Origin of the sequence: Amphritea sp. 1_MG-2023, from assembly GCF_030547545.1 — a bacterium.
In the GTDB taxonomy this organism is placed as follows: domain Bacteria; phylum Pseudomonadota; class Gammaproteobacteria; order Pseudomonadales; family Balneatricaceae; genus Amphritea.
In genome coordinates this window covers 13524-40298 of the sequence record NZ_JAUOQE010000009.1, presented here as the reverse complement: position 1 = coordinate 40298, position 26775 = coordinate 13524, and the positions used below count along the sequence as shown (strand labels likewise).

Below are 26775 nucleotides of genomic sequence, written 5' to 3'. Positions count from 1 at the left end.
ACATGATCATTCTCTTATGTGGTGGAGCCATGATGCGCAATGGTTGGTTTCGGGACTATGAAAGCTCTTTCAGACTAAAAAGTGAGTTTCTAGCGAAATATTTAATCAAGGTGGTAATTAATGTGGACAGATAATGAAACTGATCGCGATTTTCTCAATTTTTCTACCGTAGCAGCTACGGTTTCGGAGATTATCGCAAGGGCAAATGGACAGCCTGTTTCTATAGGGGTTTCAGGAAGCTGGGGCGTCGGGAAATCGTCCATGATCAAACTTGTCCAAGCTAATCTGAAAAATACCACTGACAGTCAAGAAGAAAAGAAATATATATTTGTCGAGTTCAATGCTTGGCTGTATCAAGGATACGACGATGCTAAAGCGGCATTGATGGAAGTCATTGCTAGGAAACTTGCTGAAGAAGCTGAACAGCAACAAACTGCGGTTGGCAAGACTAAAGATTTGCTAGGCCGCATTGACTGGTTACGCGCAGCAAAAACAACCGGTGGTGTAGCCGCTTCACTTATAACTGGCCTGCCCATAGGTGGCCTTGTCGGTAGGGTTTGGGACTCGGGAGAAGCACTACTAGACGGAGACATTACAGAGGAAGAACTACAGTCTGCTAAAGAGTCCGGTAGCGAAGTACTTAAAGAAGGGAAAAGCTTAGTAAAGTCGAAGAAAAGAAAATCTCCCCCTCAAGAAATAGAAGCAATTAGAAGTGGATTCGAGAGTTCGCTTGAAGAGCTTGACGTTACTCTCGTTGTGCTCATTGACGATTTAGATCGCTGCTTGCCAGAAACTGCAATATCGACATTGGAAGCACTGCGACTATTCCTCTTCCTAAAAAACACAGCTTTCGTTATCGCTGCTGACACAAAAATGATTCGTCACGCTGTCAAAAAGCACTTCCATGATATGCCAGACGACCAGCTAGTAACCAACTATTTCGATAAGCTGATACAAATACCTATTCAAGTACCAAAGCTCGGTGTACAGGATATTAAAGCTTACCTATGCATGTTGTATATCGACCTTAGCAATATCGAACAACACGAAAAAGACAGGCTTAGAGAAAGGATATGCAAACAGTTATCTGAAACCTGGAAAGGTGCTCGTGTTGATAGGCAGTTTCTGGAAGGCTTATCTCAAGAGCTCAATATCGAAATACCCGTAAAACTATCCACACAAATCGATCTTGCTGATCGATTGGCACCTCTAATGTCTTCGGAAACAGCCATAGATGCAAATCCCAGGTTAATTAAGCGTTTTCTAAACGCCATATCAATTCGTCTAGCAATCGGCAACGCCCAAGATATCGCGATTGATGAAGCCGTTCTGACGAAAATACTTTTATTGGAGCGTTGCGGCACCGACGATGCCTACCGAAAAATTGCGACATCTTGTGCAAGTAATGATGAGGGACTCCCGTCAATTCTGAAGGACATTGAAGCCAGCTTAGAAGAAGGTAAAGAGATTGATTGGCCATCAGAATTCGATACTGCGTTCTTTAAACAATGGGCCGCCTCAAAGCCACAATTAGCTGATATTGATATTCGTGGTGCGTTATATGTCAGTCGAGAACACTCTCCATTACTCCTCAGCCATGAACAACTTTCATCGAGTGGCCTAGAGATTTTGCGTGCGTTAAAAGAAACACCTGACATGGCAACAGCGCTTAAAGATTCAATTAATGAGTTAGCAACTGAAGATTTGAATCTAATAATGGATAAATTGCTGGAAATTGCCGCGCGCGAGCAATCATGGGGCGCACCGGATATATTAACTGCCTGTATCGTCGTTGGGCAGTCTCATAAATCTGTTGGTAAGCGCTTCGGAGCTTTTTTGAGTGAACGCCCCGCAAACCAGATCGAGCCTAGCATTGTTCCAAAGATCGCAGAGGAGGATTGGGTCGATATTCCGTTTGATGTTTGGACAGACTCAGACGTATCAGGACCAGTAATAAAAGCAATTCAGAAGAGTAAGAAATAATGGGAACATCAAGTTCAAGCAATGGCCCCGGTTCAGGGATACCGATGGTACCGCCTTGGGCTGACAACCCCACGGAAGCGCCAGTTGCTAGCCAGGGTGGTCAAGACGACAATCAATCAAGTCCTGAAGATAACAACGCCGGGGGCAACACAAAAGAACCGCTAAACGCTCCTCCAGGGAGATTTAGAGGCGCGCGCAGTAGCCTAGGTGCTTTCGCTGGCGATGGCAGCTCAAGCAGTATGCGTAATGGAATTCGTCAATATGTGTCCAGAGGTTATGGCGGGGCTAAAAGTGCAGCGCGAAGAATGGGTAGCACTGCATCTACTGCTGGTGGTTTGGCAGGAATATTATCTTCCGACACACGTGCAAACACTCAATCTGACCACTTTAATGCGCTGTCTTTTCAATCGAAAAACTCCGATGATGTTGTAAATGCAATCATTGACGCGGTTAGACCTATTGATGGAACACAAGATTCAGAAGCTTCACGAGAATCTATCAAGGACGCATTAAGCGAGTTATTAGATAAGAATCCCGATGCTGATTTATTGGAACTGAATGATAACGACAAGTATTTAGTCATAGAGACCTTTCTTGCCGCCGATATCTATCAAAGAATTGCCTTAGATGTCGGAAAACACATACAAAACAAGGCACCAAATGCAGCAGCAGGTGTAAGCCGATTAAAACAGATAAAAGAGTATGTACGCGAGACAGTTAAGTCCTCATTTAAAAAAATAGGAAACAACCTATCCTCATTGTCACAGAACCAAGTTACACTTTTAGCCCGTAGTGTATTAGAAGACACATACGAAGTTTTTGAGGAATATACGCGATGAAAATAGTATGCGGACCAAAGGGATTTAACTTCGATGATCATAAATCAAACCTTGACGTTCAGCTTTACTCCATTCCTGACAACAAGAGATTAGGGTATGCAGGTCACGGAATTGCCGAAGTAGTCAGGAAAAGAAAAATTAACCCTTCATCAAGGTCATGGGACTTTTTATCAATCGCACTTTCAGTGGTATGCGCTGATACTGCTGGACACAGAAAGCAAAGTCCTGACGGTTGGACTAGAGAGTTCGAACTTACAATTGCAGTAGTTGATCCATATTTCTGGAGATCACAAGCAGAGGTCATTCAGAAGACTTTAAATTTCCTGACTACAGACCGTTGGCTTATCAATTTTTCTGAAGGAGGTTTTTATCCAAAACCACCAAAACCAGAGAAAAAATTCGATGCTGATTGTTTGACACTTTTCTCTGGCGGAATGGATAGTCTTATCGGGGCAATTAACCTTGTTAAAGATGGGCAAAAGCCAGTCACTATTAGCCAAGTTGTACAAGGTGATCAAGCCAAACAAAAGCTATTCCCACAAAAGATTCACAGTGATATAGAGTCACTCGTAATGAGTCATAAAGCTAAAGTACCAAATGGCGAAACTCCTGCGTCTCAGCGTTCGCGATCTATAGTTTTCTTAGCCTATGCTGCCCTCGCAGCATCATCTTTGAAAAATCACAACAGCTCCAATACTGAATTAGTAGTCTCAGAAAATGGCTTTATTTCGTTGAATACACCCCTCACCCCTATGAGAGTAGGAAGTCTAAGTACAAGAACAACACATCCAACCTATCTTTCCGGTATTCAGGAAGTTTTTGATTCAGCAGATATTGGACTAAAAATCGATACTCCCTACGCATTGAAAACAAAGGGAGAGATGTTATCAGAGTGTAAAAATCAATCCCTCATCAAGGAGTTGGCCCACCAGTCAACGAGCTGCGGTAGATTCTTGCTTTTTAAGAAAACCCATTGTGGTCGATGCGTTCCCTGCTTAGTTAGAAGAGCGGCATTTCATAAGTGGGGAGAGGTGGATAGAACCACTTATGTATACAAAAACCTAGGGAAAAAGGACTCCGATAATTCTGGTTTTGATGATGTTCGTGCAGTCGCAATGGCTATTATACAAGAAAAAGATGTAGGTATTCGTCGCTGGATGGGGGCGGGGCTTTCCTCTGCACCAATTTCAAACATTCAACCCTACAACGATATAGCCCAGCGTGGTTTAAAGGAGCTTGATGACTTTCTTAAAGCCCAAGGTGTAACTTAGTGGATTTTCATTGCCATTTAGACCTGTATCCTGACCCCTTTGAGGTAGTGGCTACGGCAAAGCGACAAGGCACTTTTGTCTTATCTGTCACAACAACTCCGTCTGCTTACGAAAAAACTGCTCAACTAGCCAAGGATTGTCCGAATATCGAAACCGGGCTTGGTTTACACCCGGAGCTAGTCCATCAAAGATTCGGTGAATTATCATTGTTTGACAAATGGATACATTCAACGGACTTTGTTGGTGAAGTTGGCCTTGACGGTTCATCTAGATATAGAAGTTCTTGGGAGAACCAGATAAAAGTATTTACCCACGCACTGAAACTATCAGATATTCATGGGGGAAGGATTTTATCGATACACAGTCGTCAGGCAGCTACTGAAGTCATGAATTGTCTAGAGCCCTTTAGATACAGCAACACCTTCATACTACACTGGTTTTCCGGCACTGTTAAAGAGGTTAGCCGAGCAGTTGAAATTGGCTGTTGGTTTAGTGTTGGCCCGTTGATGCTGAGGGGGAAGAAAGGAAGGAGTCTGGTATCTCGAATTCCAAAAGAGCGAATTTTGTTAGAGACTGATGGCCCATTCACTTCGATCAACAAACAATCACTATACCCTTGGGATGCAAACCGTATGTGTATACCCGAACTTTCGGAATTGTGGGGTATCGATCCAATTAAAGCTTCTTTAATATTGGATGAAAATAAGAAAATGTTACTGTCTAAACGTCACTCCCTAAAAAATTAATCAACTTTAGATGGCTGGGGTCAGAGTAAAAACTCGTAAAGTCTGCTTCTGGTCGGATTTCGACATCGCGAGGGTTGTGCAGGTAACGTATAACAAGCGCATGTTGTCGGACTGGTTTTCGGCTACGCTACGCTCCAAACCAGCCGCAAATGCGGGCGTTATATTTCCGGTATCAGATTGTCATTAATAAATTTGGTCAGATAGGCTGTTAGGTAGCAGCCTAAACCTAAAAACGTAGGAGAATAATATATGGCTAGGAAAGTTTTTTTTAGTTTTCATTATGAACGAGACGTTAGACGTATCGTTCAGGTGCGGAATTCTTGGGTTGTCAGACCAGAAGGAGAAGCGCAGCCTTTCTACGACAAAGCTGAGTTTGAAGAAGCCAAGAAGCGTGCTGGTGGTATTGAAGAGTGGATTGAACAACAGCTCAAAGGAACATCTGTTACTGTTATCCTCTTTGGAGCTGAAACCTATGACAGAAAATGGGTGCTCCATGAAATAGAGCGAAGCTATAAGCTAAAAAAAGGCATGCTGGCAATAGATATTCATCGGATTAAAGATCCACAAAAAGGTTCTGACGTTCAGGGCAAAAATCCGCTGGACTATTGGTTCATAGAAAAGAACGGTCGTAAAGTATATTTCTCCGAGATGTATGAAACCTACGACTGGGTAAATGACGATGGATACAACAATCTTTCTTCTTGGATAGAAAAAGCTGCCAAGGCAGCAGGTCGATAATGCGATGGGCATTTACGAGTTTTCTATTCTAGGTAATGTTTCGTCTGAACAGCGGCAGTGCTTGACTAACACAATTCGTGAAATGATATCCGAATTCGGTCTTGCAATAGGTGCCGAAGTTAAAATCTATGATGACGAAACATTGGCTTGTCGAAATAGAGCGTCAGCTTTTGCAGCAGTTTACTTTGGCGGAGCCGTCACTACTGACTTAGAAGCCGCTTCATCGTTATTTTCAGAGAGCGTCCCGATAATTCCTGTGGTAGAAAATCTAGAACAGTTTTCTACTGCTGTTCCTGACTTTTTACGGGCTACAAATGGATACTGCCTAAAAAAAGAAGATCCAGAAATGGAAGAATTGGCGACGATCATGCTTGAATGTGTTGGGCTTTTGCGTCGTCAGAGGCGGGTATTTGTAAGCTATCGCCGAACGGAGTCACGCGAAGCTGCTTTACAGATGCACGACCTTCTTACTTCAAAAGGATTCGATGTTTTTCTGGATACGCACGACATCCGGCCCGGAGATCCCTTTCAGGATGTTCTTTGGCACAGGCTATGTGACTCCGATGTGCTAGTAATGCTAGATACACCAACCTATTTTGAAAGTAGGTGGACCCGTGAAGAAATCGGTCGAGCTCGTGCCAAGGAAATTCATGTGTTGCGAGTCGTTTGGCCTGAGCATGAACCAAACAAAATGACGGACTTGGCTGAGACCGTTTACTTAAAGAAGGAAGATCTAGAAAAAGATTGCGGACCGGTTGTTTCCAAAACTATGGATGAAATAGCATTAAAAGTGGAGAGTGTTCGAAGTCGGAGCATTGCAGCTAGGTATATGTCTATTACAGGCCGTCTTAGGGCGGATGTTGAGAGGATTGGTGCTAGTTTCGAAGGAATTGGCGCTCATCGGGCAATTGCCATCAAGCTTATTGATGATAGAACTATTTGGGCATATCCAGTTGTTGGAGTGCCTACAGCAGAAACTTTAAATGATATTGCAAATAAGGCTCGTGCAGCTAACCAGAGAGAAATCCCCGTACTTGTGTATGATGATATTGGAATTAGAGAAGCTTGGTCTGCACACTTGCAATGGTTAGAAGATAATATTCAAGCTGTTCGTGGGCTTAAGATAACTCAGGCAGGTTGGATGCTTGCCGCCTGGGAGGTATAAGAATGGAAGACTCAATTTTTTTATCAGCTAGTGTTCCTGATCCTAAGCGTGCCCCCGAGTTTGCAGAAACGTCTAATTCAGTAGCGATCACCTCTGCGGTCAGAGCATTAGTACATGTTACTTTAGGGCGCAGAGTTCTTGTTTGGGGAGGCCATCCAGCTATAACGCCTATGATAAAAGTTGTCGCGGAGGAAATGGGGGTTGATTACGGCGAGTGGGTTAAGCTTTATCAATCACTCTATTTTAAAGATCAGTTTCCTCAAGATAACGAGAAATTTGGAAATGTTATTTACACAGAGAATATCGAAAATGACCGCGATAAAAGTTTGCGCCACATGAGAGAGCGGATGTTTTCTGATAATAATTTTAAAGCCGCTATTTTTGTTGGTGGGATGGCTGGGATTATCGATGAATTCGAGCTCTTCGCACAGCTTCAGACTGGAAAAGACATTATTCCTGTTCTTTCAACTGGTGGAGCCACATTAAAAGTAGCTGAGAAAATTGATGCGGAGCTAAGCGATGATCTCTTAAACGACTTAGACTACGTTGGGCTTTTTCATAGGGAACTAAAGGTCTCGGCAAAAGAAAACAGATTCTTAACTCCCAACGATCAACCAAAGGATATCGAAAAACGTTATTGGCGACCCAATTGACTTTCTCATCAATGAGTAATTGGCGTAGTTTGTTCGGGCATACAAAATTTAATATAGGTGGTCATGACTGTTTTCACTAACTCAGCCTCTAAGAAATATAACAATTAGCTGCACACGCATAAATTACTCGCTGCGCTCCTAACTTACCGGTGAGCAAAGCGTTATGTGCCCCTCAATAATTGCCAACACACTTAAATACGGAGATCAGATATGGAACACGATCTGAAATTAAATAAAGAAAATGCAATTGCATTTTACCGGACGGCATATTTAGGGGAGCCAGCTAAAGCCGTTGATAAATACGTGGGATCTGAATACATCCAGCACAATCCAGCAGTAGGTGATGGGAAGCAGGCATTTATCGATTACTTTGACGAAATGGCCCGAGACTACCCGGATAAAGAAATAGAGTTCGTGCGGGTCATTGCTGAGGGCGATCTGGTAGCCCTTCATACACATCAAACTTGGCCAGGTAACGAAGAGTACGTAACGATGGATTTTTTTCGATTCGATAACAATGGAAAAATAGTTGAGCATTGGGATTCAATACAAGAGGTGCCAAGTGAATCAAAAAATGGCAATCCGATGTACTAAACCGGCACATAATAAGCTGTTAGAGCGCCAAGCAAAAGGCAAACGCACTTGGTATACCTGCAGCAGACACAGCGCTCTGGTCTGAAACAGAGCATGTTCGGACGCTACTTCGTGAATTTAATATCTCTGTTTCGCCCAAAGAAACACCGTTCAAGACGTGGGATGGCCTGCCAGATAAAGTGCCGTTGGCTATCAAATGGCGCACCGAGCATGGCAAGCTATTCTGGCACTGGGCTGTTTTTATCAGGGAGCATGACGTTAAACCGAAACATGAACCTATAATTAATTCTGTGTACCACCCAAGTTTATATGTCATAAGTTAATCGTTCTTAGCGTAACATCTCATGTTCAATTCAATCATATTCTCCTGAAAAGCAGCTATCGGCCATGTTTTATAAGGGCGGTAGCGATTTACAGCAATACTTAAAATCAAATCACTAATGTCAATGATGATCATTGCTTAAAGTGGATGGGCGGGTAGCGGCGTGATTCATTTTGAACAATCGTTCATAAATGTATTGATCGACCGTTCAAGTGCGGTTATAGTGCTCTCACTGAATAAGTCGTTGTCGATAACTGATGACGACATTGCGCTACTCGGAGAGCAACAATGACCCACTTAACGATCCATGATTTAGAGACAGCACCTGAAGAGAGTCAAACGTTCCTCGCCAAATCACTTAAGGCGAACGGCCGTATTCCCGGACTGCATGGTGTATTAGCGAGTGCGCCGAACTTACTCGAAGGCTATCAAAAATTACATGAGCTATTTGTTAACTCATCCTTTGATAAAGAAGAGCTAACCGTTGTTTGGCAAACCATTAATGTTGAACATGAGTGTCACTACTGTGTGCCTGCGCACACCGGTATCGCGCAGATGATGAACGTTGATCCTGCATTGACTGAAGCATTGAGAAACGAAACCGAGATGCCAACGGCTAAGCTGCAAGTGCTGCATGATACAACGCTGTCAATGGTACGAAATCGCGGTAATTTAACGGATGAAGAGGTTCAAGCTTTTTATGCGGCAGGCTATGGCGAGCGTCAATTACTGGAGATTGTGCTGGGTTTATCTCAGAAGGTCATTAGTAATTATGTGAATCGTATTGCTGAGACACCGATTGATACGGTGTTTGAAAAGTTTGCTTGGAAGAAGGCATAACCCAACCGGTTTAAGCTTGATAGAGCGTGGACAGGCCGCGATTGAGTCAGCCTGTTCGCTTCAATGAACGCATTAAAAGCGTGCAGCTAACGATAGAAAAGAGAGCCTTATGTCAGCTATCAACAGCCAAACCTCGAATCCTTTGTTAAGCCTATTGCCGCGTGATTTTCGTAGCCAACTTCTGGCAATGGCTGTCATGCTTGGGGTTGTGGCGGGCGTTATTTTTATCCTTATTCAGCCATTGTTTGGCATGGATACTTTAACCAGTCGTCATGCACAGTCTTATCAGGCGTTGGGAGATTGGGGTCAAGTGACTGCGATCATGATGGCTTGGACAGCGCATTTGGCCGTCTCGGTGTTGTATGGGCTGATGTGCGCGGTACTCGTATTGAGTACATCACGTTTGACGATGATAACGCTAGTGACCCTCCTGTTTAGCTGGATCACGACCATTATCGCACCACCCGCCAATGCGATGATCGTACAGTTAGTGTCGTTACAACAGTTGCAGTTGGATAAGCTCCCCGGCTTTAATCTCAGCCTAGATGTTAAGTTTATACTGCATCTGTTCTTTTTTGCCGCTATCAGTGCGGTTTTATATGGCTATAGTAAAAGGGTGCAATGCACATAGATTAAACACGATGTGCGCTTTATTGGGTGTTATTAAGGGTGATTTATGCAACAAACCATCATTTTATTCGATATCAACGAAACCGTTTTAAACTTGAGTGTGTTAAAACCGAAGTTTAAAGCGCTGTTTGGCGATGAGCATTATACCGATACGTGGTTTTCCATGTTGCTACATGCGTCGACTGTTTCGATGATGACCGGTGTTAACACTAATTTCGCCTCACTCTCGAAAATCATGCTGGAGACGTTGGCGGCTCGCACAGGGGTAACACTGAGTCGCGCAGAGGTTGATGATGTGTTGAGTGGCTTCTCCAGTCTACCAGCCCATTCGGATATAAAAGCGGCGCTTACCACACTGCGCTCAGCGGGTTTTCGAGTGGTTGCCTTGTCAAACTCATCACTTAATTTGATCCATAGTCAAATCCATAATGCGGGATTAGATGAGTACTTTGATGAGATTATCTCGGTGGAGGAGGCGGGTACGTTTAAACCCAGCCAAGCGGCTTATGAATTTGCTGCAACGAAACTGGCGCATCCTAAGGATAAGCTCAGACTGGTAGCAACCCATGATTGGGATACACACGGAGCGATGAGTGCTGGTTTGCAGGCGGCCTACATCAATCGCTCCGGTGCGCCTTATAATCCATTGTACAAACGGCCGGCTATCTATGCCGACAGTATGAGCGATTTAGTCGATCAAATTATAGCCAGTGACGATTAATGTAGCAGTCACTGTTTTTTTGCGCGATAGCTTGAGTCTTTTACTGTACTAATCGCTGAGTCGTGATGCTATGTCGTTACCTATCGATCTAGGTTTGTGCCTCTTTAAGCTACCGTCTCTTTAAATACAGTCTTAGACAAAATATCGCCCGTTCACGTGTTAAACAATGACTGTCAATTTACCTGAACAATTGTTCCTGTGTTTGTCGTCGTTAAATCTTTGAGTCGGTGTTGTTGCCATCTCATACCATTAAAATACCCATAGGATAATCCGATGTTTAAGTTTTATTTCCATCAAACGCCCAATCCCATGAAAGTTGCGCTGTTTCTTGAAGAAACGGGCTTGCCCTATGAATTGATCCCAGTCGATACCCTGAAAGGTGAGCAGCATACGCCGGAATACCGTGCGATCAATCCTAATGGCAAAACCCCTGCCATCGAGGATGGTGGTCAGCGTGTTTTCGATTCGACTGCGATTTTGATGTACCTGTCTGAAAAAACGGGGCTGCTAGCCGGTAACGCAGACGATCGTGCTGAGATGTTGTCATGGTTGATGTTTATCGCAACAGGATTAGGACCTTTTTCGGGTCAATCAGTACATTTTCGACACAAAGCTCCCGAGCAAGTGCCTTATGCGATCAATCGTTATCTACGCGAAGCTGAGCGTCATTACGAGGTGCTTGAAGCTCATATGGAAGGGCGTGAGTATATCGTGGGTGATGACTATTCTATTGCCGATATATCCGCATGGGGCTGGATCGATAAAGTGATGCCTGTATTAGGTGGTGAAGGCTTAAATAGTTATCCCAACCTGAAGCGTTGGTTTGCTAAAATCAATGGGCGTCCTGCTGTCGAGCGGGCGCGTAACATCGATAATGATATTCAATTTAAGTCTGATTTCGATGACGTTGCAGCGCGGGCGCTATTCCCGCAAAACTTCGCTAAGAATGCTTAATAACGCAAGGAGTGATGAGCGTGGGAACCCCATACGTACCGCCTAAAATTTGGCGCAATGAACCCCGTGGTGATAATAAATGGGCGAATATTAATAGTCCGGAAGCCGGTGCTCGATATGAGCAAGCCTTACCGGTTGGTGAACATGATTTGCAGTTGTATTCACTTGGTACGCCCAACGGTCAAAAAGTAACCATTATGCTTGAAGAGTTATTGGCGCTGGGCATTGAGGCTGCGGAATATGATGCGTTCTTAATTAATATTGGTGAAGCCGAGCAATTTTCGTCGGGTTTTGTTGGCGTGAACCCCAATTCAAAAATTCCTGCGCTGCTCGATAAGTCGGGCAGTGAAGCGGTGAATGTCTTTGAGTCTGCTTCGATTCTGGTGTATCTGGCCGAGAAATTTGAGCAGTTTTTGCCGCAGGGAGCAGCGCGCACGCAGACCTTTAATTGGCTGTTTTGGGCGCAAGGTTCGGCCCCCTTTTTGGGCGGTGGGTTCGGTCATTTCTATGCTTACGCGGATGAAAAACAGGCCTATCCTATCAACCGTTTTGCGATGGAAACGAAGCGACAGCTGGATGTCTTGGATAAGCAGTTAGCCGAGCATACCTTTGTGTCAGGTGAGACCTACACGATTGCCGATATGGCTATTTGGCCCTGGTATGGCAATTTAGTCTTGGGTCACTTGTACGATGCGGCAGAATTCCTGCAAGTTGAAAACTATCGTCACGTTGTGCGTTGGGCAACAATGATTGAACAGCGAGAAGCCGTTCAGCGGGGACGGATGGTTAACCGTTCTTGGGGAGAAGCCTGGGAGCAAGTACCTGAACGGCATTCGGCTGATGATATCGATAAGGTTTTAGCCTTAAAGCCTGCATAAGGCGTTGTTAAATAGGGCGGCGGGTGCGGGGCATCCGCTGTAACATATTGTTTCGGCTAGTGTTTGACGGCAGTAGCGATTGATCAACCGAATGGGGAGTATCAATCGGTATTGTTAAAGCTGCTAGTCCCTCAAGTGACTAATCAAGAATCCTGATATGAACGATAAGATTAAGTTAGATATTGTCTCTGATGTGGTGTGCCCATGGTGCATCATTGGCTATAAGCGATTACAGGCGGCCATCGATGAATTAGGGCTACAGCAGCGAGTTGAGATCGAGTGGCAGCCGTTTGAGTTGAATCCGGAGATGCCTGCCGAGGGTGAAGAGCTTCGGGCTCATGTACTACGTAAATATGGTGCTCAGCGGGAAGACAGTGATAAAGCCCGTGAGAATATTCGCGCCCTCGGTGCTGAGTATGACTTTGTGTTTGATTACTTTGACGGAATGAAAATCGTGAATACGCGGGATGCCCATGTATTGCTCGATTTTGCCCATGAGCAGGGGCTACAGCATGCGTTAAAGCAGCGTTTATTTGCCGCGTTCTTCACCGAGCAGAAAGATGTTTCCGATCGCGCTATCTTATTGGCTGAGGCTCAACGTGTCGGCTTAGTACCTGAGGCTGCTGCACTCGCCTTGAATGATACTCAGCGTCAGCAGCGAGTGATTCAGTTAGAGAAGCAGTGGCAGCAGCAGGGCATTTCAGGGGTGCCAACGGTGATTTTTAATCGAAGTAGCGCGATGACCGGTGCACATCCGCAGAGCACCTACAAAGAAGTATTGCGTGAACTAGCCTAAAGCATTACTGATACTGCCTCACATCGTTATCGCCATCTTAATGCCGTCGAGTCATGAGGTCGTGAGATCATGAGGCGGAACGATGACTCTTATATGCGATCATCAATCATCATGCCGATAGTCGATCAGCAGTAAATCATGCGCGTTGCTGATCGAGCCTGCCACGCTCAACGCTGAAAGCCCAACGGTTGTTTAAGGGGCTGAAAGGCCATCAGTGCCCATAGCGGTTCATATCATAGACACCCGCTTCGAGTGGGTTGGTTTTCTCTAAATACGTTTTGAAGCTATGGAACACGCCCCAAAAGTCAGAATTCATGCGGCCAACGGCCCAACGCTGTAAAAACCGACGATAACTTTTATCGGAATCAATATGACGAAACTGTGCGACAAACTCGTCTATTTCAGAGAGATTCATCTGCAATATCAGGTTGGGGTAACTGCCAATAGGCATCGGTAGGATTGTTAAGCTATCAAGATTTTCTTGATAGCGTAATGATTCACCCAATAGATACGCCACGCTGCTGTGACGACGATTACGCAGTAGGGTATACGCGAGAACGTTATTGTCTGTTTGTTGCTGAGCATCGCTATCGAGGTTGATACGCAGAAAGCTGACCTCGGGTAGCCATTTGATGCCTGCTAATTGTGAAGCGGGTATCGCGGCTAGCTGACTCAGGGCTTGATTAGCACGTATGGCGGACGGCTCAGTATGAGGTTGTTCACAGTGTTTGCAGCGGTTAAGTGGATCAATTTTAGCGCTGATTTCAGGGTATTGCTGCTGCAGCGTTTGCAGGAATTCCTGCATTGGTTTATCGCTGTGATAAATGATGTCGCTAGGGGTGTGCGTATCTAATGGATAGTAAGTGATGCTGGCTTTGAGTTTCGCGCTGGATTGATACCAGTTGTCATAGATTTTTTGCCGCGCGGAGGCGGGCATAAAGCGCAGGAAGTTGGTTTCTGAGCCGTTGCGTATGAGGTCAAAATAGAGCCGCGTTTGTGCCTGATGAGAAACGCTGCCAAATACATCAAAATTGGCCACCAGCTCATAGTATGTCCGTTCGAGCAATGGATAGCCCATGACCCAAGCGGTTAAGGGTATTTCACCTTGCCAGCCCTGTGTCACTGATGCGCTGTTGTGATGTCGAAAGACCGTTAAAAAGGCGTTCGGATTGCTATGTTCACCGTTCCAGATCTGCTCGACTGTTGTGCCGGCTGGAAATGCTTGTCGGTAGGCTTTTTCACGCAGGCTTAAATAGTGATTACGATTATCATTATAGGTGAGCCATTCACTGCCAAACTTTAGCAAAGATGTGTTTTCGCCGGGTAAGCCGAGGTAGGGATTAACCGTTAGCTGATAGTCTTCGTTATTGGTGTAATGCTCTTGATCGGGGCTTTCGAACATAACCCAAAACTGATCACGGATAACATTGGTGGCGATCTGTCCGCGACACACTGGACCGCGAATAAAGTTGCGCACAAAAAACTGCGCATCATCTAATAGAAAACGATAGCGTAGCTTGGCGGGAATGGCGGCAAAGGTGATAAACGGGTTGGATCGCTCGGCAAAGTTGTACCCCGGAAGATCAGTAACGTCCCATGCATGACTCGAGAAAAGCTGTTGATAGCGCTGTAACCGAGCGGCATCGAAACGATAGGTGATATGTGTTTTATGAACGATAGTGCCCGCAAGCGGAATCAGTCGATAAAAAAACGCTTTTTGAGGGTCATCATTGGGGCGTACTGTGGGCACGATAACCGGCGCGCCCTCAGCGGTGTAAGATCGTATCAACTGATAAAATTGCATCTTGTTGGTTGTTTGGGTCAGCTTGGATGCCGTTTGCGAATCGGTTTGCAAATAAAGATGGCCTAAGAAAAGATGTTCATAGAGATAACGGGCGAGCAGTTGTGAGCGTTTATCGGGCTGATTTAGCCACTGTTCCCAGCGCTGAATCATTGCCTGATCGTGCGTATCAATAGCGATCCCGGGGGTGTCTATTTTAGCGCCCTCTGTCAACCAAGTAGAGAGCGTTTGATATTCCTGTTGCGTTAATCCAGCAACGGCCAAAGGCATGCCGCCATGAGGGAACTGTTCGGCATAGTCAGTAAATTCTCCCGGGGCAGGGCAGCTATTCACTCGATCGAAACCGAGTTGAATGGTCTCTGGCACGGGCTGATTGGCGGGAAGTGGGTTTTGATACCCGAGGTCTAACATACGTTGCATGAGAGGACGATTGATCGCGCCGCTATCATTGTCGCTGTAATGATCCAGTACCGAATAAAAGCCTTTGGCGCGCCATTCTTGAGGGGTTTGGGCATCGATATAGAGACGTGTGGGTGATAGATCGTTTAAGCGCCCGCCATCATAAACGCGTAGTTTTGATGCGCCTCGTTCAACACCATGGTGGGATTCCATTTTTAGCTGACAAGGCGCATCATAACAAGCGTGACAGGCTAAGCACTTCTCATCCAATATCGGGCTGATATGCTGACTGAAACGGTAGGATTGCTCCTCGGTAATCTGACGAGGGTTAATTTCTTGGTTTTGTTTGTCCGAGCCAGAGAGGAAAAAGAGCATGCCCGCGATGAGTAATAGGCTTATGTAGGTTTTTCTTTGCAATAGCTTTTTCATTCACGATACAACGTCAGCGACTCTAAAGAAGAGAGAGTAACAAATCGTTTGGCGACTGAATACGACAGGGTATCATTGCGGCGTTTTTTCATCCGCAGCTCATACGAGAGAGACTTGAGGCTGAGGCGTTAAGCGGTTGTCGTGTCGCGATGCCTTTAACTCATTCACGCGACTGCAGGAGGTACAATGAGTCATCATCACCATGAAGTTACCAATCACAATAAAGCCTTTGCTATCGGTATTGTCTTAAACATCATTTTCGTTGTGATTGAGGCGGCTTACGGTATTCTGTCTGACTCGTTGGCGTTGATCGCCGACGCGGGGCATAACCTGAGTGATGTCTTTAGTCTGTTATTAGCGTGGGGCGCGAGTTATTTGGCGAGCCGCGCGGCGACGGAAAAACGCACCTATGGTTTACGTAAGGCGCCGGTTTTAGCATCCTTAGGCAGTGCTATTTTGCTACTCATCGCTTTAGGCGGTATTGCTTGGGAGGCGGTGAGCCGGTTTGATACTCCCGCCCCAGCAGAGGGGGTAACCATGATTGTGGTTGCCGCTATCGGGGTGGTGATTAATGCGCTGACCGCTTGGCTATTTTTTAGTGGACAGAAAACGGATCTGAACATCAAGGGCGCGTTTTTACATATGGCCGCGGATGCGGTGGTCTCGCTAGGCGTTGTGCTGGCCGGTGTATTGATTTTATGGCAGGGTTGGTTGTGGGTCGATCCCGTCATTAGTTTGCTGATTGTGGTGGCTATTTTGCTGGGGACCCTCCGTTTGCTGAAGGATTCGATGAACTATGCGCTGGATGCTGTACCCAACAGCGTGGATATCGCGGCCTTGAGGCAGTACATCACCGGACTCGAGTCGGTTGAGCGAATTCATGATCTACATGTTTGGCCTTTAAGTACCACCGAGATAGCACTGACAGTGCATCTGGTGGTGAATGATACGCAATTAGATAATCATTTCTTGCGGCAGTTGCAGCAGCACTTTCATGATCATTTTAATATTGCTCACGCCACGATACAGATCGAATCGTCTTGGGATGAACAGCGTTGTATGCTGGATCATTCACAGCAGCGAGCAGCGGCACATTAATTAAGTGTTATGCCATTGATGCACTCAATGGCGATACGGTGGTAAAGATAGTCCTGAGCTGCTCATCATTGATTTGGCTCGCGGGAGTTAATGTTTTGCGCTGCCAAGGGATAAAACCTAGAAACCAGCAGCGCCAAAACCGAACGGATGCTTGAGGATTTTCCTGCAGTAATTGTTCCAGTGTCTGTACTTTGCCTAGCCCGATGTTGAGAGCATCTTTATACACTAAGTGAACAAATTTAGAACAAAACTGACGTTCCGATTCAAAATCAAATCCTAAGTGATACAGTCTGTTGCTTAGCTTATTAGCAAGCTTGCTTGCCGAGGCTTTGAGTCGTTCGATCTCCTTGCTGCTTAGGGGCTGTTTCAGGCGTCGCACCATCACTTCACCATGACAGGTACGCTGAAGAAATTGTCTCAAGGGCGTTTTGCGCACGACGGGCACTTTGCTTTCAATCACGAACCACTGATTATTTTCTTGAATAGCAAAACCGACATGAGAACTCCAGCTGCCGGTGCCTTTAGCCACCTGCTTATAGAGAAAGGCGTCGATGGAGATGAAGAGGATATCGCCTTCCTGAAGTGTGGCGATGAGTTTTTGTTCGAGTGCATTGGTTGTTGTCTGTTTCATGTTCGAATCCGTTTCCATTGATGCGGTGATGTGTGTTCAATGGCGTTGATTCTGGCGAGGTCAGTACGGATTAGATATGAATGACTAAAAAGTATCGTATATTGATACCTCTTAGCGCATATTGTGTTGCGCTCTGGCGCACAACTGCCGCGCGATGAAGAGATGAGGCTGACTGTCTGACAAGCTTAATGTGTTATTTTGATAGCGCATCACTTAATCGTTGAATATGTTCAGGGCCTATACCACAGCAGCCGCCAATCAGATCAGCCCCAAGAGCATGCCAAGTTTGTGCCCAGCGTAAATAGGCGGCGGGCGTTAAATCATCGCGGAGTTGATTCAGTTCGCTATTGGCTTGAGCATCTTTTGGCTGCGGCGGAAAGGCATTCGCATAAGCCCCGATGTTGATCTTTTTCGTGATCGCCGACGTTGAGGTCAACTGCGCGAGAGTGTGTTGCGTGAGTTCAATCGCTTGAGTAATTACTTCCGGTTGACTGCAGTTAAATAAAATGGCATCAACGCCCGCGGTGGCCATTGCTTGCACGGCGGCGACAACTGATTCGCCAGAGCGTAGTTGTGGTGAGTCGGTTGGCTTTGCATCTTCCAGCGTAAACGCCACCCAATAGGGTTTGTGATCCGTATCGATGCGATCGATTAGCTTTTTAACGGTTAACGCTTCTTCTATGAGGCTCTGTGTTTCATTCAGCCACACATCAATATGTGGGTTGAGGGCGGTAATCAAGGGAAGGGCAATATCATCAGCCTGTTCAGGTTGATACAGATCGGCTCGATAAGAGCCAAACAGGGGTGGCATCGAGCCTGCGATTAATACCGCTTGCTGACCGGTTTCATTGATCGCTTCACGGGCAATGAGGGCGGATTGCTCTGCCAGCTTTGCGCCGAGCGCGTTAAAGCGGGCTGCGCCAAGATGGAAAGGCACCAGTGCATAGCTATTTGTAATAATGACCTGTGAGCCGGCTTCTATATAGGCCTTGTGCACCTCTTTAACCATCTCAGGTGCTTCGATCATGGCCTGAGCAGACCATTCAGGCTGTTTGAAAGGCGCACCGCGGCGCTCAAGTTCTCGACCGACGCCGCCATTGAGTATCGTGACCTTGCCCATTGCGCTATATCCCTTGAATATTTAATTGACGCATTCTAGCGGCAGGCAAAGGGTATTCAAGGTTTTATCTTAAATTTAGCTTCGCCAAGTGACGCAGGAGAGGCTATCGATGTATCACGCAATGGTAGAGTCAGCGAGCTTTGAGTGAGGCTTTGTATTGAACGCCTAGTTGCGATAGCTAGCCACGCTGTCTTGGTGCCGTTATTCGATTGGAGAGCTGAGATGCCCTAGATGATAGGTAAGCCCTGCGTTTCCAGCATACGGATTAAGCGAATCAGCGGTAATCCGATCAGCGTGTTGGGATCATCGCCTTCAAGCTTTTCAAAGAGCGCGATCCCAAGGCCTTCTGATTTAAAGCTGCCCGCGCAATTGTAGGGCTGCTCAGCCTGAAGATAGTTATCGATCATCGAGGCTGTCAGCTGACGAAAGTAAACATGATAGGGGATGACATCGGTTTCACATTCGCCGGTGTGACTATTCAACAAGCTTAAGCCCGTGAGAAAGGTGATCTTCTGTCCCGATGCATCTGAAAGCTGCTGAAAGGCGGCGTCGTAATGCCCCGGCTTGCCAATCGTTTCGCCATTGATAATGGCGGTTTGATCCGAACCGATGATTAAGGCGGTAGGAAAATGGCTTTGTAATGCAGCCGCTTTAGCGCGCGCCAGTCGAGCGACATAAGCCGCAGGCGATTCATCCGTCAGCCGGGTTTCATCGATATCGGGCGATAGCGCCTGATAATCGAGGTTGAGCTTATCCAAAATTGCTTTTCTGAACGGTGAGCTAGACGCTAAAATTAGCTGAGTCATGCCTCAATTTCTCCAAAATACTCGGGCTTAAGTTAAGTTGCAGATATTAGCGTGTTTTTTTAGCTTTTAAACCCTTATTTCCTTTGACAGACTGGCTTTTGATCCCTAGAATTGCGCGCTTATGTCGAACACCCCATTACCAAAGAAAATTGACCCGCGTAAGCTTGCTGACCGGGGAGTACGGATACAAGGTGATGCCGAGCTTGCTCTGCTGCCGAATCTGGCTACAATGCTGGCCGGTGAACAGGGCCAAGTCTCAGTTGATCTGCAATTTGATACTGATGAATTGCGCATCCGTACAATTAAGGGCACCGCCGACGCTAAAGTCTTTATGACTTGTCAGCGCTGTCTTGAGCCAGTTGAGATCGAAGTCGAAGCTAAGTTCAACTTGGCTGTCGCTCCCACCGAGGAGCATGCAAAAAATCTGCCCAGGTACTATGATCCTTTGATTGTAGCGGGAGATGATCTGGAATTGCTTCCAATGGTCGAGGAAGAGTTGATTTTATCGCTTCCTATTGTGCCATATCATGACGATTGCAGCGTGCAGACATCCTTCGGTGACGAGGTGACGACGGACAACAAAACTGATAAACCGAACCCTTTCAGTGTATTAGCCTCACTGAAGGCTGATAAGTGAAATAGGAGCTATATCCCATGGCAGTACAAAAGAGCAAAGTAACTCGTTCACGTCGCGGTCAGCGTCGTTCACACGATGCACTGGGCAACCCAACTCTTTCAGTAGAAGTAACCACCGGTGAAACTCACCGTCGTCACCACGTTAGTGCTGATGGTTTTTACCGTGGTAAGCAGGTTGTTGCACAGCAAGACGACGAGTAATATTGTCTGACGGCATTTGCATCGCGGTTGACGCGATGGGTGGGGACTTCGGTCCCCGCGTTGTTATTCCCGCTTCCGTTGATGCGTTAAAGCGTCATCCTCAGTTGACCCTGCAGCTTGTTGGTCAACAAGCAGTTCTTGCTCCTCTATTAGATCAAGCCTTGGCTAAACGCACAGATAAGTCTCTGCGTTCACGTATTCTTATCATTAATGCCGATAAAGTCATCGGGTGTGATGAGCGACCTTCTCATGCGCTCCGTAAGCGTCAAGATACCTCGATGTACCGTGCCGTTGTTCAGGTTGCCGAAGGGCAGGCTCAAGCGTGTGTGAGTGCTGGCAATACGGGTGCTTTAATGGCGCTGGGTCGCTTCGCCTTAAAAATGTTACCGGGCATCGATCGTCCGGCGATCATCACAGCAATCCCCTCTGTTGATGGGGTTAGTTATATGCTTGATCTCGGTGCTAATGTCGATTGTAGTGCTGAGCATTTGTTGCAGTTCGCCATTATGGGGTCGGTGATGACCAGTGCGGTCGAAGGGATTGCTCAGCCGCGCGTCGGCTTGTTGAATGTGGGTGCAGAAGAGATTAAAGGTAATGAGCAGGTTAAGCTAGCATCTCGCCTGATACGTGAACATGGTGGTTTGAACTATTGCGGTTTTATTGAGGGCGGGGATATCTTTACCGGTAAGGTCGATGTCGTCGTCTGTGATGGCTTTGTTGGTAATATCGCCTTAAAGAGTAGTGAGGGAGTCGCCAGTCTGATTGGGCAGCAGTTGAAGCGTAGCTTTAGCCGTTCCTTGTTACGTAAGTTGATGGCATGTCTGGTCGCGCCAGTGCTGGAAGAGGTGCAGGCGCATATCGATCCAGCGCGTCGCAACGGTGCGAGTTTACTGGGTTTGCAGGGTATTGTTGTGAAAAGTCATGGGGCGGCCAATCGCGCCTGTTTTGGTTATGCGATTGATCAGGCGGTGGCTGAAGTGGTGATGGATGTGCCTGGTAATATCAATCGTCAGCTTGAATTGCATATCGCTGATGGCTAGTGGAAATGCTTGATCTATAAGACAAACGTTTTAATTCATTGTAAATCCTGTAAACTACGCCCTTTAAATTGTTATGCGTTTATCTGTCTATTGAGGTAATAATGCCACAACCCCTCGCTTTTGTTTTTCCAGGTCAGGGCTCGCAGCATCTGACCATGCTGGCTGAGTTAGCCACTGAACACGCTATTATTCAAGATACGTTTGCCGAAGCATCCGCTGTACTGGGTTATGATCTTTGGGCTTTGACTCAGGATGGGCCAGAAGCCGATCTGAATCAAACCGATCGCACGCAGCCAGCCTTGTTGACCGCTGGCGTGGCTTTGTGGCGTCTATGGCAGCAGCAGGGCGGTGAACAGCCTGCTCTAATGGCCGGCCACAGTCTTGGTGAATATACGGCGTTGGTGTGTGCTGGTGCGATTGCGTTTAAAGATGCGGTTAATCTAGTCAAGCTGCGTGGTGAGTTTATGCAGCAAGCGGTGCCTGCGGGTACTGGCGCGATGGCGGCTATTTTAGGTTTGGCTGATGATGCAATTCAGGCGGCTTGTGATGCGGCGGCGGGTGATGAGGTTGTCTCACCGGTGAATTTTAACTGCCCAGGTCAGGTCGTTATTGCGGGTAATAAAGACGCGGTTGAGCGTGCCATCGAAGGCTGCAAGGCGGCGGGTGCTAAGCGAGCGATTCCATTGCCGGTTAGTGTGCCGTCTCATTGTGTGTTGATGAAGCCAGCCGCTGAACAGATGGCGGTAGCCTTAAAAAATATTGAAATTACTCTGCCAAGTATTCAAGTTATTCAGAATTTCACGGCTAAATCAGCTAATAGTGTTGATGAGTTGGTCGAAAACTTACTGGCGCAGCTGTATAGTCCGGTGTTGTGGACAGACTCTGTGCAAAATATGATTGAACAAGGGGTTGAGCGTACTGTTGAGTGCGGCCCTGGCAAAGTACTGTCAGGACTAAACAAAAAAGTACAGCGTAGCCTTGTGGTAGGGGCTATTAATGACTCTGCAGGTCTTGAGAAGGCGTTAAACGCTTAATCTCTGAATTAAAGGAAACAAGTTATGAGTATCGAAGGCAAGGTTGCGCTGATTACGGGTGCTACTCGAGGGATCGGTAAAGCGATTGCGCTGGAATTGGGGCGTCAAGGTGCTGTTGTTGTGGGCACGGCGACCAGTGATAAAGGTGCCGCTTCTATTACTGCTTACCTCGAAGCAGCAGGCGTGAAAGGCGCAGGTTTATGTCTTGATGTAGGCTCAAGTGAGTCGGTTGATGAGGTGTTAAAGTCGGTACAGGATGGGTTTGGGCCTGTAGCGATCATCGTCAATAATGCAGGTATTACCCGCGATAACATCATGTTACGGATGAAAGAGGATGAATGGGATTCTGTCTTGAATACCAATCTAACGTCTGTTTATCGCATGGTCAAAGGTTGTCTACGGGGTATGACCAAAGCGCGCTGGGGTCGTATTATTAATGTTTCATCGGTGGTGGCCTCTATGGGCAACGCTGGGCAGGCTAACTACGCTGCTGCTAAGTCGGGTATGGAAGGCTTTAGTCGAGCATTGGCTCGAGAAGTCGCTTCCCGCAATATCACTGTCAACTGTGTAGCGCCTGGTTTTATCGATACAGATATGACTAGCGGGTTACCGGAAGAGCACAAAGTTGCATTGCAAAAACAGATTCCAATGGGTCGCTTAGGGCAGCCTGAGGAAGTCGCCGCTGTTGTTGGTTTTTTAGCCAGTGATGCCGGCGGATATGTCACTGGAGATACGATTCATGTCAATGGCGGCATGTATATGTCATAAAGTTTTCCCTGAGGAATTGTTTTTTCTGTAAAAGTGTTGATAATGAGCCGCAGCTCACTGGATAATATCGCCGTCAGGCTTGATCCATAGCGGCGGATTCTAATAAAATCCCTATTCACATCTTCGGATGTGGATGTCGATAAACAATAGGAAGAGTTATGAGCAACATCGAAGATCGCGTAAAGAAAATCATTGCTGAACAGCTGGGTGTTAAAGAAGAAGAAGTAACCATCGATGCTTCTTTTGTTGAAGACCTAGGTGCAGACTCTCTGGATACTGTAGAGCTAGTAATGGCTCTGGAAGAGGAATTTGAAACTGAAATTCCTGATGAAGAAGCAGAGAAAATCACCACTGTTAGACTGGCAATCGATTACATCAACGCACATCAGTAATCGACTCACAGCAGACTACCGAGAAGCCGCAACTATAGTGATATAGTGCGGCTTTTCTTTTGTTATACCGGGAAACTAGGAGGACGTTGATGTCTCGCAGAAGAGTCGTTGTTACTGGCATGGGTATGCTGACCCCGGTTGGTAACACTGTCCAGGAGACGTGGGCTAGCATTCTTAACGGTAAAAGTGGCGTGGCTGAGATTACGCACTTTGATACTACAGCGTTTGGTACCCGTTTTTCAGCCCCGATTAAAGGGCTGGATCTTGACGGTTACATGAGCCTGAAAGATGCACGGAAAATGGATCTGTTCATTCAGTACGGTATGGTGGCGGCAATTCAGGCGGTTGAAGATGCAGATCTGACAGTCACTGAAGAAAATGCTCCCCGTATCGGTGTCGCCATTGGTTCGGGTATCGGTGGTTTACCGATGATTGAAGCAACACACGATACACTCAATAAGAGTGGTCCGCGTCGAATCTCACCATTTTTTGTGCCCGGTAGTATTATCAATATGATCTCCGGTAATCTCGCGATTAAATATGGCTTTAAAGGGCCTAATATTGCGATTACCACGGCCTGTACAACGGGGACTCATAATATTGGTTTTGCTGCGCGGATGATTCAGAACAGTGACGCTGATGTGATGATTGCCGGCGGTGCCGAGATGGCAACGACGCCTTTGGGTGTGGGTGGCTTCTCTGCGGCTAGAGCATTATCTACGCGCAATGATGATCCGCAGGCGGCCAGCCGTCCTTGGGATCGTGATCGTGATGGCTTTGTGCTAGGTGATGGCGCAGGCGTTGTGGTGCTGGAAGAGTATGAAGCCGCGAAAGCCCGTGGTGCCACTATCTACGCTGAATTAGTCGGTTTTGGTATGAGTGATGATGCTTATCATATGACTTCACCACCCGCTGATGGCGCTGGAGCCGCTTTGTCGATGACGAATGCCATTAAGGATGCCGGTCTTAATCCAGAGCAGATCAACTATATCAATGCGCATGGAACATCGACGCCTGCCGGTGATATCGCAGAATCTAATGCCGCTAAATTGGTGTTGGGTAATGCTGCTGAGCAGGTGCGTATGAGTTCGACTAAGTCGATGATTGGTCATCTGTTAGGGGCTGCCGGTGCGGTTGAGGCAATTTTCTCTGTCTTAGCTATTCGTGATCAAGTTGCCCCACCGACTATCAATTTGGATAACCCATCCGACGGTTGTGATCTGAACTATGTTGCACATACGGCTCAGGAAACACCGATTGAGGCGGCAGTATCCAACTCGTTTGGTTTTGGTGGAACCAATGGCACCCTAGTGTTCCGTAAGATCTGACTATACGGGTGCGCTATTAAGGCACCCGTTTTCTTCTGATGCCACCTATTATTCTAATCAATGGTTTGTCTGAACAGTCTCTTCCGGTTGCTGACCGGGGGCTAGCTTACGGCCATGGATTGTTTGAAACCATTTGCCTCAATCAGGCAAAACCCGTTGCTTGGCAGGCTCATATCGAGCGTCTCAAGGCGGGGGCTCAGCGTCTTGCCATTCCTTTGCCTGATAATATTGAGCAGCTCTTGTTAGAGGATCTGTCGACACTGCTGAGTACACGAAGCGCTTCTACCGTGCGTCAAGTGCTTAAAATCACGCTTACGCGAGGCTGCGGTGGTCGAGGTTATGCGGTTGATGCCGAGACGCCGATCAATCGAATCGTGCAGCTGAGCGCGTTTCCAGTGTATCCCGATCAACCCGCTGATAACGGCATAACCGTTCGTTTGTGTCAGTCTCGGCTAGCCATTGCGCCACATCTCGCTGGCATTAAACATCTTAATCGCTTAGAGCAGGTGTTAGCGCGCGCGGAATGGTCAACAACGGCTATTCGCGAAGGCCTCGTGCTTGATACCGAAGGGTATTTGGTGGAAGGCACCATGAGTAATCTGTTCTGGTGTCGTGATGGGGTTCTGTATACGCCGCAACTTGATCGTTGTGGCGTTAAAGGGATTGTTCGAGAGCAAGTCGTACGCCTCGCCCAGCAGCAGGGAATCCCATTGCAGCAAGGTTTATTTACTGCGGCTGCGCTCAATGATGCCGATGAGGTGTTTGTTTGCAATAGCATTATTGCTATCTGGCCGGTGATTAAGTGTATCGCTATCGATCAATCTCAGTTTGAATGGTCTGTAGGACCTATTACCCGGTGCTTACAGTCATTGCTGTCTGCTGAAGGAATTTCTTAGTGCGTAAAGTTGTTATCTCTTTCCTGATTACTCTAACACTCGTGGTGGCGCTTGCTTATGCGGGATGGCGATCGTTGCAAACGTATTTAGATGATCCACTGAAGCTATCGCAAGCCCAGGTGGTGATGGTTGAACCGGGCAGTAGCTTTAGTCGTTTAGCTAGGCAATTGGCGACTGAGGGTATATTAGAGAGGCCTGACTGGTTCTCGTTTTTTGTCCGTTTAAAGAAAGTAGGCCACCTACTCAAGGCTGGCGAATATCAGCTTGAGCCCGGTACAACGCCTAGGACGTTACTGGTGCAACTGATTGAAGGGAAAACGCTTTCGTATAACTTTTCTATTATAGAAGGTCTTAATTTCAAGCAGTTAAGAGCTTCTATTAATTCTAATCCTCATATTAGAAAAACGCTGTCCGATCACAGTGATGCGCAGATAATGGCGACACTGGGGCTAGAAGGACAGCATCCTGAAGGGATGTTTCTTGCGGATACTTATCAGTTTCACCGCGGTATGAGTGATCTGGATCTGTTACAACGGGCGCATCAATTGTTGCAAGCCGAACTGGATAAAGCGTGGTTGAGCAAGGCTAAAGATCTGCCATATGAATCGGTTTATGAAGCCTTGATTATGGCGTCAATCGTTGAAAAAGAAACGGCACTGGCGAGTGAAAGGCCGATCATTGCTGGGGTGTTTGTTCAGCGCTTAAAGAAAGGCATGCGACTGCAAACCGATCCGACAGTGATTTACGGGATGGGCGAGCGTTATCAGGGCAATATTCGTCGCGCGGATTTACGCCGACCGACCGCCTATAACACTTATACCATCAGTGGCTTGCCACCCACGCCGATTGCGATGGTTGGACGTGAAGCGATCACCGCCGCCTTAAATCCCGAAGAGGGTAAGTGGCTTTATTTTGTCGCTAAAGGCGATGGCAGTCATCAGTTTTCAGCGACCTTAAAAGATCATAATAAGGCAGTCAGAGAGTATCAGTTGCGACGGCGTAGTGACTATCGTTCGAGTCCTGAGTCATAATGACTGAGCGATAGTGTGTTCATTGGATAATGATA

General features: G+C 46.7%; 28 protein-coding genes. 24 read left to right on the top strand and 4 right to left on the bottom strand.

All coding sequences use genetic code 11. The features are described from left to right. The first annotated feature begins 120 nt into the window (after positions 1–120). From Q4488_RS06980 to Q4488_RS06915, 14 genes are all read left to right on the top strand, one after another. Complete coding sequence (locus Q4488_RS06980; RefSeq protein ID WP_303579761.1) at positions 121–1983, top strand: P-loop NTPase fold protein; 1863 nt, start codon at positions 121–123, stop codon at positions 1981–1983. After that, on the top strand, positions 1983–2822 hold the full coding sequence (gene qatB / locus Q4488_RS06975; RefSeq protein ID WP_303579760.1) for a Qat anti-phage system associated protein QatB: 840 nt from the start codon (positions 1983–1985) through the stop codon (positions 2820–2822). Before Q4488_RS06980 ends, qatB begins: the two co-directional genes overlap by 1 nt. Next, positions 2819–4093 (top strand): Qat anti-phage system QueC-like protein QatC, encoded by a 1275-nt coding sequence (gene qatC, locus Q4488_RS06970; RefSeq protein ID WP_303579759.1) that lies wholly within the window; start codon positions 2819–2821, stop codon positions 4091–4093. The genes qatB and qatC overlap by 4 nt, the downstream gene beginning before the upstream one ends. Next, positions 4093–4839 (top strand): Qat anti-phage system TatD family nuclease QatD, encoded by a 747-nt coding sequence (qatD, locus tag Q4488_RS06965; protein ID WP_303579758.1) that lies wholly within the window; start codon positions 4093–4095, stop codon positions 4837–4839. Before qatC ends, qatD begins: the two co-directional genes overlap by 1 nt. 249 nt (positions 4840–5088) lie before the next feature. Beyond that, complete coding sequence (locus tag Q4488_RS06960) at positions 5089–5577, top strand: TIR domain-containing protein (RefSeq protein WP_303579757.1); 489 nt, start codon at positions 5089–5091, stop codon at positions 5575–5577. Positions 5578–5581: 4 nt separating this feature from the next. Continuing rightward, positions 5582–6742: a toll/interleukin-1 receptor domain-containing protein gene (locus Q4488_RS06955; RefSeq protein ID WP_303579756.1), complete on the top strand. Its 1161-nt coding sequence runs from the start codon at positions 5582–5584 to the stop codon at positions 6740–6742. Positions 6743–6744: 2 nt separating this feature from the next. Then, complete coding sequence (locus Q4488_RS06950) at positions 6745–7395, top strand: hypothetical protein (RefSeq protein ID WP_303579755.1); 651 nt, start codon at positions 6745–6747, stop codon at positions 7393–7395. Between the two features lie 210 nt (positions 7396–7605). Continuing rightward, positions 7606–7989: a nuclear transport factor 2 family protein gene (locus Q4488_RS06945; RefSeq protein ID WP_303579754.1), complete on the top strand. Its 384-nt coding sequence runs from the start codon at positions 7606–7608 to the stop codon at positions 7987–7989. Between the two features lie 610 nt (positions 7990–8599). Next, complete coding sequence (locus tag Q4488_RS06940; protein ID WP_303579753.1) at positions 8600–9151, top strand: carboxymuconolactone decarboxylase family protein; 552 nt, start codon at positions 8600–8602, stop codon at positions 9149–9151. Positions 9152–9260: 109 nt separating this feature from the next. Next, positions 9261–9782 (top strand): hypothetical protein, encoded by a 522-nt coding sequence (locus Q4488_RS06935; protein WP_303579752.1) that lies wholly within the window; start codon positions 9261–9263, stop codon positions 9780–9782. Positions 9783–9827: 45 nt separating this feature from the next. Then, a complete protein-coding gene (locus Q4488_RS06930; protein ID WP_303579751.1) occupies positions 9828–10502 on the top strand; it encodes a haloacid dehalogenase type II in 675 nt (224 codons plus the stop codon). Positions 10503–10775: 273 nt separating this feature from the next. Further along, positions 10776–11456 carry a glutathione S-transferase family protein gene (locus tag Q4488_RS06925; RefSeq protein WP_303579750.1) on the top strand — a complete coding sequence of 227 codons (681 nt, stop codon included), beginning with the start codon at positions 10776–10778 and terminating at the stop codon, positions 11454–11456. A 14-nt stretch (positions 11457–11470) separates the two neighbouring features. Further along, positions 11471–12334 (top strand): glutathione-dependent disulfide-bond oxidoreductase, encoded by an 864-nt coding sequence (gene yghU / locus Q4488_RS06920; RefSeq protein WP_303579749.1) that lies wholly within the window; start codon positions 11471–11473, stop codon positions 12332–12334. Between the two features lie 157 nt (positions 12335–12491). Beyond that, complete coding sequence (locus Q4488_RS06915) at positions 12492–13130, top strand: DsbA family oxidoreductase (protein ID WP_303579748.1); 639 nt, start codon at positions 12492–12494, stop codon at positions 13128–13130. A gap of 211 nt (positions 13131–13341) precedes the next feature. Here Q4488_RS06915 and Q4488_RS06910 read toward each other — a convergent pair whose 3' ends face one another. After that, the gene (locus tag Q4488_RS06910) at positions 13342–15759 is read right to left on the bottom strand and encodes a fatty acid cis/trans isomerase (protein WP_303579747.1); all 2418 of its coding nucleotides are present in this window, start codon (positions 15757–15759) and stop codon (positions 13342–13344) included. 186 nt (positions 15760–15945) lie between these two features. On the opposite strand from Q4488_RS06910, the gene Q4488_RS06905 reads away from it, so the two are divergent. Then, positions 15946–16857 carry a cation diffusion facilitator family transporter gene (locus Q4488_RS06905; protein ID WP_303579746.1) on the top strand — a complete coding sequence of 304 codons (912 nt, stop codon included), beginning with the start codon at positions 15946–15948 and terminating at the stop codon, positions 16855–16857. A 7-nt stretch (positions 16858–16864) separates the two neighbouring features. Here the strand turns inward: Q4488_RS06905 and Q4488_RS06900 are convergent, their stop codons facing one another. From Q4488_RS06900 to Q4488_RS06890, 3 genes are all read right to left on the bottom strand, one after another. Beyond that, entirely contained in the window at positions 16865–17488 is a 624-nt protein-coding gene (locus Q4488_RS06900) for a YiiX/YebB-like N1pC/P60 family cysteine hydrolase (protein ID WP_303579745.1), read from the bottom strand. 193 nt (positions 17489–17681) lie between these two features. Beyond that, a complete protein-coding gene (locus Q4488_RS06895) occupies positions 17682–18608 on the bottom strand; it encodes a homocysteine S-methyltransferase family protein (RefSeq protein ID WP_303579744.1) in 927 nt (308 codons plus the stop codon). Between the two features lie 227 nt (positions 18609–18835). Further along, positions 18836–19414, bottom strand: coding sequence for a nucleoside triphosphate pyrophosphatase (locus Q4488_RS06890; RefSeq protein ID WP_303579743.1), 579 nt, complete (start codon positions 19412–19414; stop codon positions 18836–18838). A 121-nt stretch (positions 19415–19535) separates the two neighbouring features. On the opposite strand from Q4488_RS06890, the gene Q4488_RS06885 reads away from it, so the two are divergent. The 9 genes from Q4488_RS06885 to mltG all read left to right on the top strand — a co-directional run bounded on the left by Q4488_RS06885 (position 19536) and on the right by mltG (position 26740). After that, positions 19536–20051 carry a YceD family protein gene (locus Q4488_RS06885; protein WP_303579742.1) on the top strand — a complete coding sequence of 172 codons (516 nt, stop codon included), beginning with the start codon at positions 19536–19538 and terminating at the stop codon, positions 20049–20051. A gap of 17 nt (positions 20052–20068) precedes the next feature. After that, a complete protein-coding gene (rpmF, locus tag Q4488_RS06880) occupies positions 20069–20251 on the top strand; it encodes a 50S ribosomal protein L32 (RefSeq protein WP_215953058.1) in 183 nt (60 codons plus the stop codon). 2 nt (positions 20252–20253) lie between these two features. Continuing rightward, complete coding sequence (plsX, locus tag Q4488_RS06875) at positions 20254–21291, top strand: phosphate acyltransferase PlsX (RefSeq protein WP_303579741.1); 1038 nt, start codon at positions 20254–20256, stop codon at positions 21289–21291. A gap of 101 nt (positions 21292–21392) precedes the next feature. Further along, on the top strand, positions 21393–22325 hold the full coding sequence (gene fabD, locus Q4488_RS06870) for an ACP S-malonyltransferase (RefSeq protein WP_303579740.1): 933 nt from the start codon (positions 21393–21395) through the stop codon (positions 22323–22325). A 24-nt stretch (positions 22326–22349) separates the two neighbouring features. After that, positions 22350–23093, top strand: coding sequence for a 3-oxoacyl-ACP reductase FabG (fabG, locus tag Q4488_RS06865; protein ID WP_303579739.1), 744 nt, complete (start codon positions 22350–22352; stop codon positions 23091–23093). A 158-nt stretch (positions 23094–23251) separates the two neighbouring features. Continuing rightward, complete coding sequence (acpP, locus tag Q4488_RS06860; RefSeq protein ID WP_126160046.1) at positions 23252–23485, top strand: acyl carrier protein; 234 nt, start codon at positions 23252–23254, stop codon at positions 23483–23485. Between the two features lie 89 nt (positions 23486–23574). After that, positions 23575–24813, top strand: a complete 1239-nt coding sequence (fabF, locus tag Q4488_RS06855) for a beta-ketoacyl-ACP synthase II (RefSeq protein WP_303579738.1) — start codon at positions 23575–23577, stop codon at positions 24811–24813. A gap of 38 nt (positions 24814–24851) precedes the next feature. Next, the gene (gene pabC / locus Q4488_RS06850; protein ID WP_303579737.1) at positions 24852–25709 is read left to right on the top strand and encodes an aminodeoxychorismate lyase; all 858 of its coding nucleotides are present in this window, start codon (positions 24852–24854) and stop codon (positions 25707–25709) included. Further along, positions 25709–26740, top strand: coding sequence for an endolytic transglycosylase MltG (gene mltG / locus Q4488_RS06845; protein WP_303579736.1), 1032 nt, complete (start codon positions 25709–25711; stop codon positions 26738–26740). The genes pabC and mltG overlap by 1 nt, the downstream gene beginning before the upstream one ends. Positions 26741–26775: the final 35 nt, after the last annotated feature.

Coding starts and splice junctions, on each gene's coding strand:
- Q4488_RS06980 (WP_303579761.1), top strand. CDS start 121: ATGTGGACAGATAATGAAACTGATCGCGATTTTCTCAATTTTTCTACC.
- qatB (WP_303579760.1), top strand. CDS start 1,983: ATGGGAACATCAAGTTCAAGCAATGGCCCCGGTTCAGGGATACCGATG.
- qatC (WP_303579759.1), top strand. CDS start 2,819: ATGAAAATAGTATGCGGACCAAAGGGATTTAACTTCGATGATCATAAA.
- Q4488_RS06960 (WP_303579757.1), top strand. CDS start 5,089: ATGGCTAGGAAAGTTTTTTTTAGTTTTCATTATGAACGAGACGTTAGA.
- Q4488_RS06955 (WP_303579756.1), top strand. CDS start 5,582: ATGGGCATTTACGAGTTTTCTATTCTAGGTAATGTTTCGTCTGAACAG.
- Q4488_RS06950 (WP_303579755.1), top strand. CDS start 6,745: ATGGAAGACTCAATTTTTTTATCAGCTAGTGTTCCTGATCCTAAGCGT.
- Q4488_RS06945 (WP_303579754.1), top strand. CDS start 7,606: ATGGAACACGATCTGAAATTAAATAAAGAAAATGCAATTGCATTTTAC.
- Q4488_RS06940 (WP_303579753.1), top strand. CDS start 8,600: ATGACCCACTTAACGATCCATGATTTAGAGACAGCACCTGAAGAGAGT.
- Q4488_RS06935 (WP_303579752.1), top strand. CDS start 9,261: ATGTCAGCTATCAACAGCCAAACCTCGAATCCTTTGTTAAGCCTATTG.
- Q4488_RS06930 (WP_303579751.1), top strand. CDS start 9,828: ATGCAACAAACCATCATTTTATTCGATATCAACGAAACCGTTTTAAAC.
- Q4488_RS06925 (WP_303579750.1), top strand. CDS start 10,776: ATGTTTAAGTTTTATTTCCATCAAACGCCCAATCCCATGAAAGTTGCG.
- yghU (WP_303579749.1), top strand. CDS start 11,471: ATGAGCGTGGGAACCCCATACGTACCGCCTAAAATTTGGCGCAATGAA.
- Q4488_RS06915 (WP_303579748.1), top strand. CDS start 12,492: ATGAACGATAAGATTAAGTTAGATATTGTCTCTGATGTGGTGTGCCCA.
- Q4488_RS06910 (WP_303579747.1), bottom strand. CDS start 15,759: ATGAAAAAGCTATTGCAAAGAAAAACCTACATAAGCCTATTACTCATC.
- Q4488_RS06905 (WP_303579746.1), top strand. CDS start 15,946: ATGAGTCATCATCACCATGAAGTTACCAATCACAATAAAGCCTTTGCT.
- Q4488_RS06900 (WP_303579745.1), bottom strand. CDS start 17,488: ATGAAACAGACAACAACCAATGCACTCGAACAAAAACTCATCGCCACA.
- Q4488_RS06895 (WP_303579744.1), bottom strand. CDS start 18,608: ATGGGCAAGGTCACGATACTCAATGGCGGCGTCGGTCGAGAACTTGAG.
- Q4488_RS06890 (WP_303579743.1), bottom strand. CDS start 19,414: ATGACTCAGCTAATTTTAGCGTCTAGCTCACCGTTCAGAAAAGCAATT.
- Q4488_RS06885 (WP_303579742.1), top strand. CDS start 19,536: ATGTCGAACACCCCATTACCAAAGAAAATTGACCCGCGTAAGCTTGCT.
- rpmF (WP_215953058.1), top strand. CDS start 20,069: ATGGCAGTACAAAAGAGCAAAGTAACTCGTTCACGTCGCGGTCAGCGT.
- fabD (WP_303579740.1), top strand. CDS start 21,393: ATGCCACAACCCCTCGCTTTTGTTTTTCCAGGTCAGGGCTCGCAGCAT.
- fabG (WP_303579739.1), top strand. CDS start 22,350: ATGAGTATCGAAGGCAAGGTTGCGCTGATTACGGGTGCTACTCGAGGG.
- acpP (WP_126160046.1), top strand. CDS start 23,252: ATGAGCAACATCGAAGATCGCGTAAAGAAAATCATTGCTGAACAGCTG.
- fabF (WP_303579738.1), top strand. CDS start 23,575: ATGTCTCGCAGAAGAGTCGTTGTTACTGGCATGGGTATGCTGACCCCG.
- pabC (WP_303579737.1), top strand. CDS start 24,852: ATGCCACCTATTATTCTAATCAATGGTTTGTCTGAACAGTCTCTTCCG.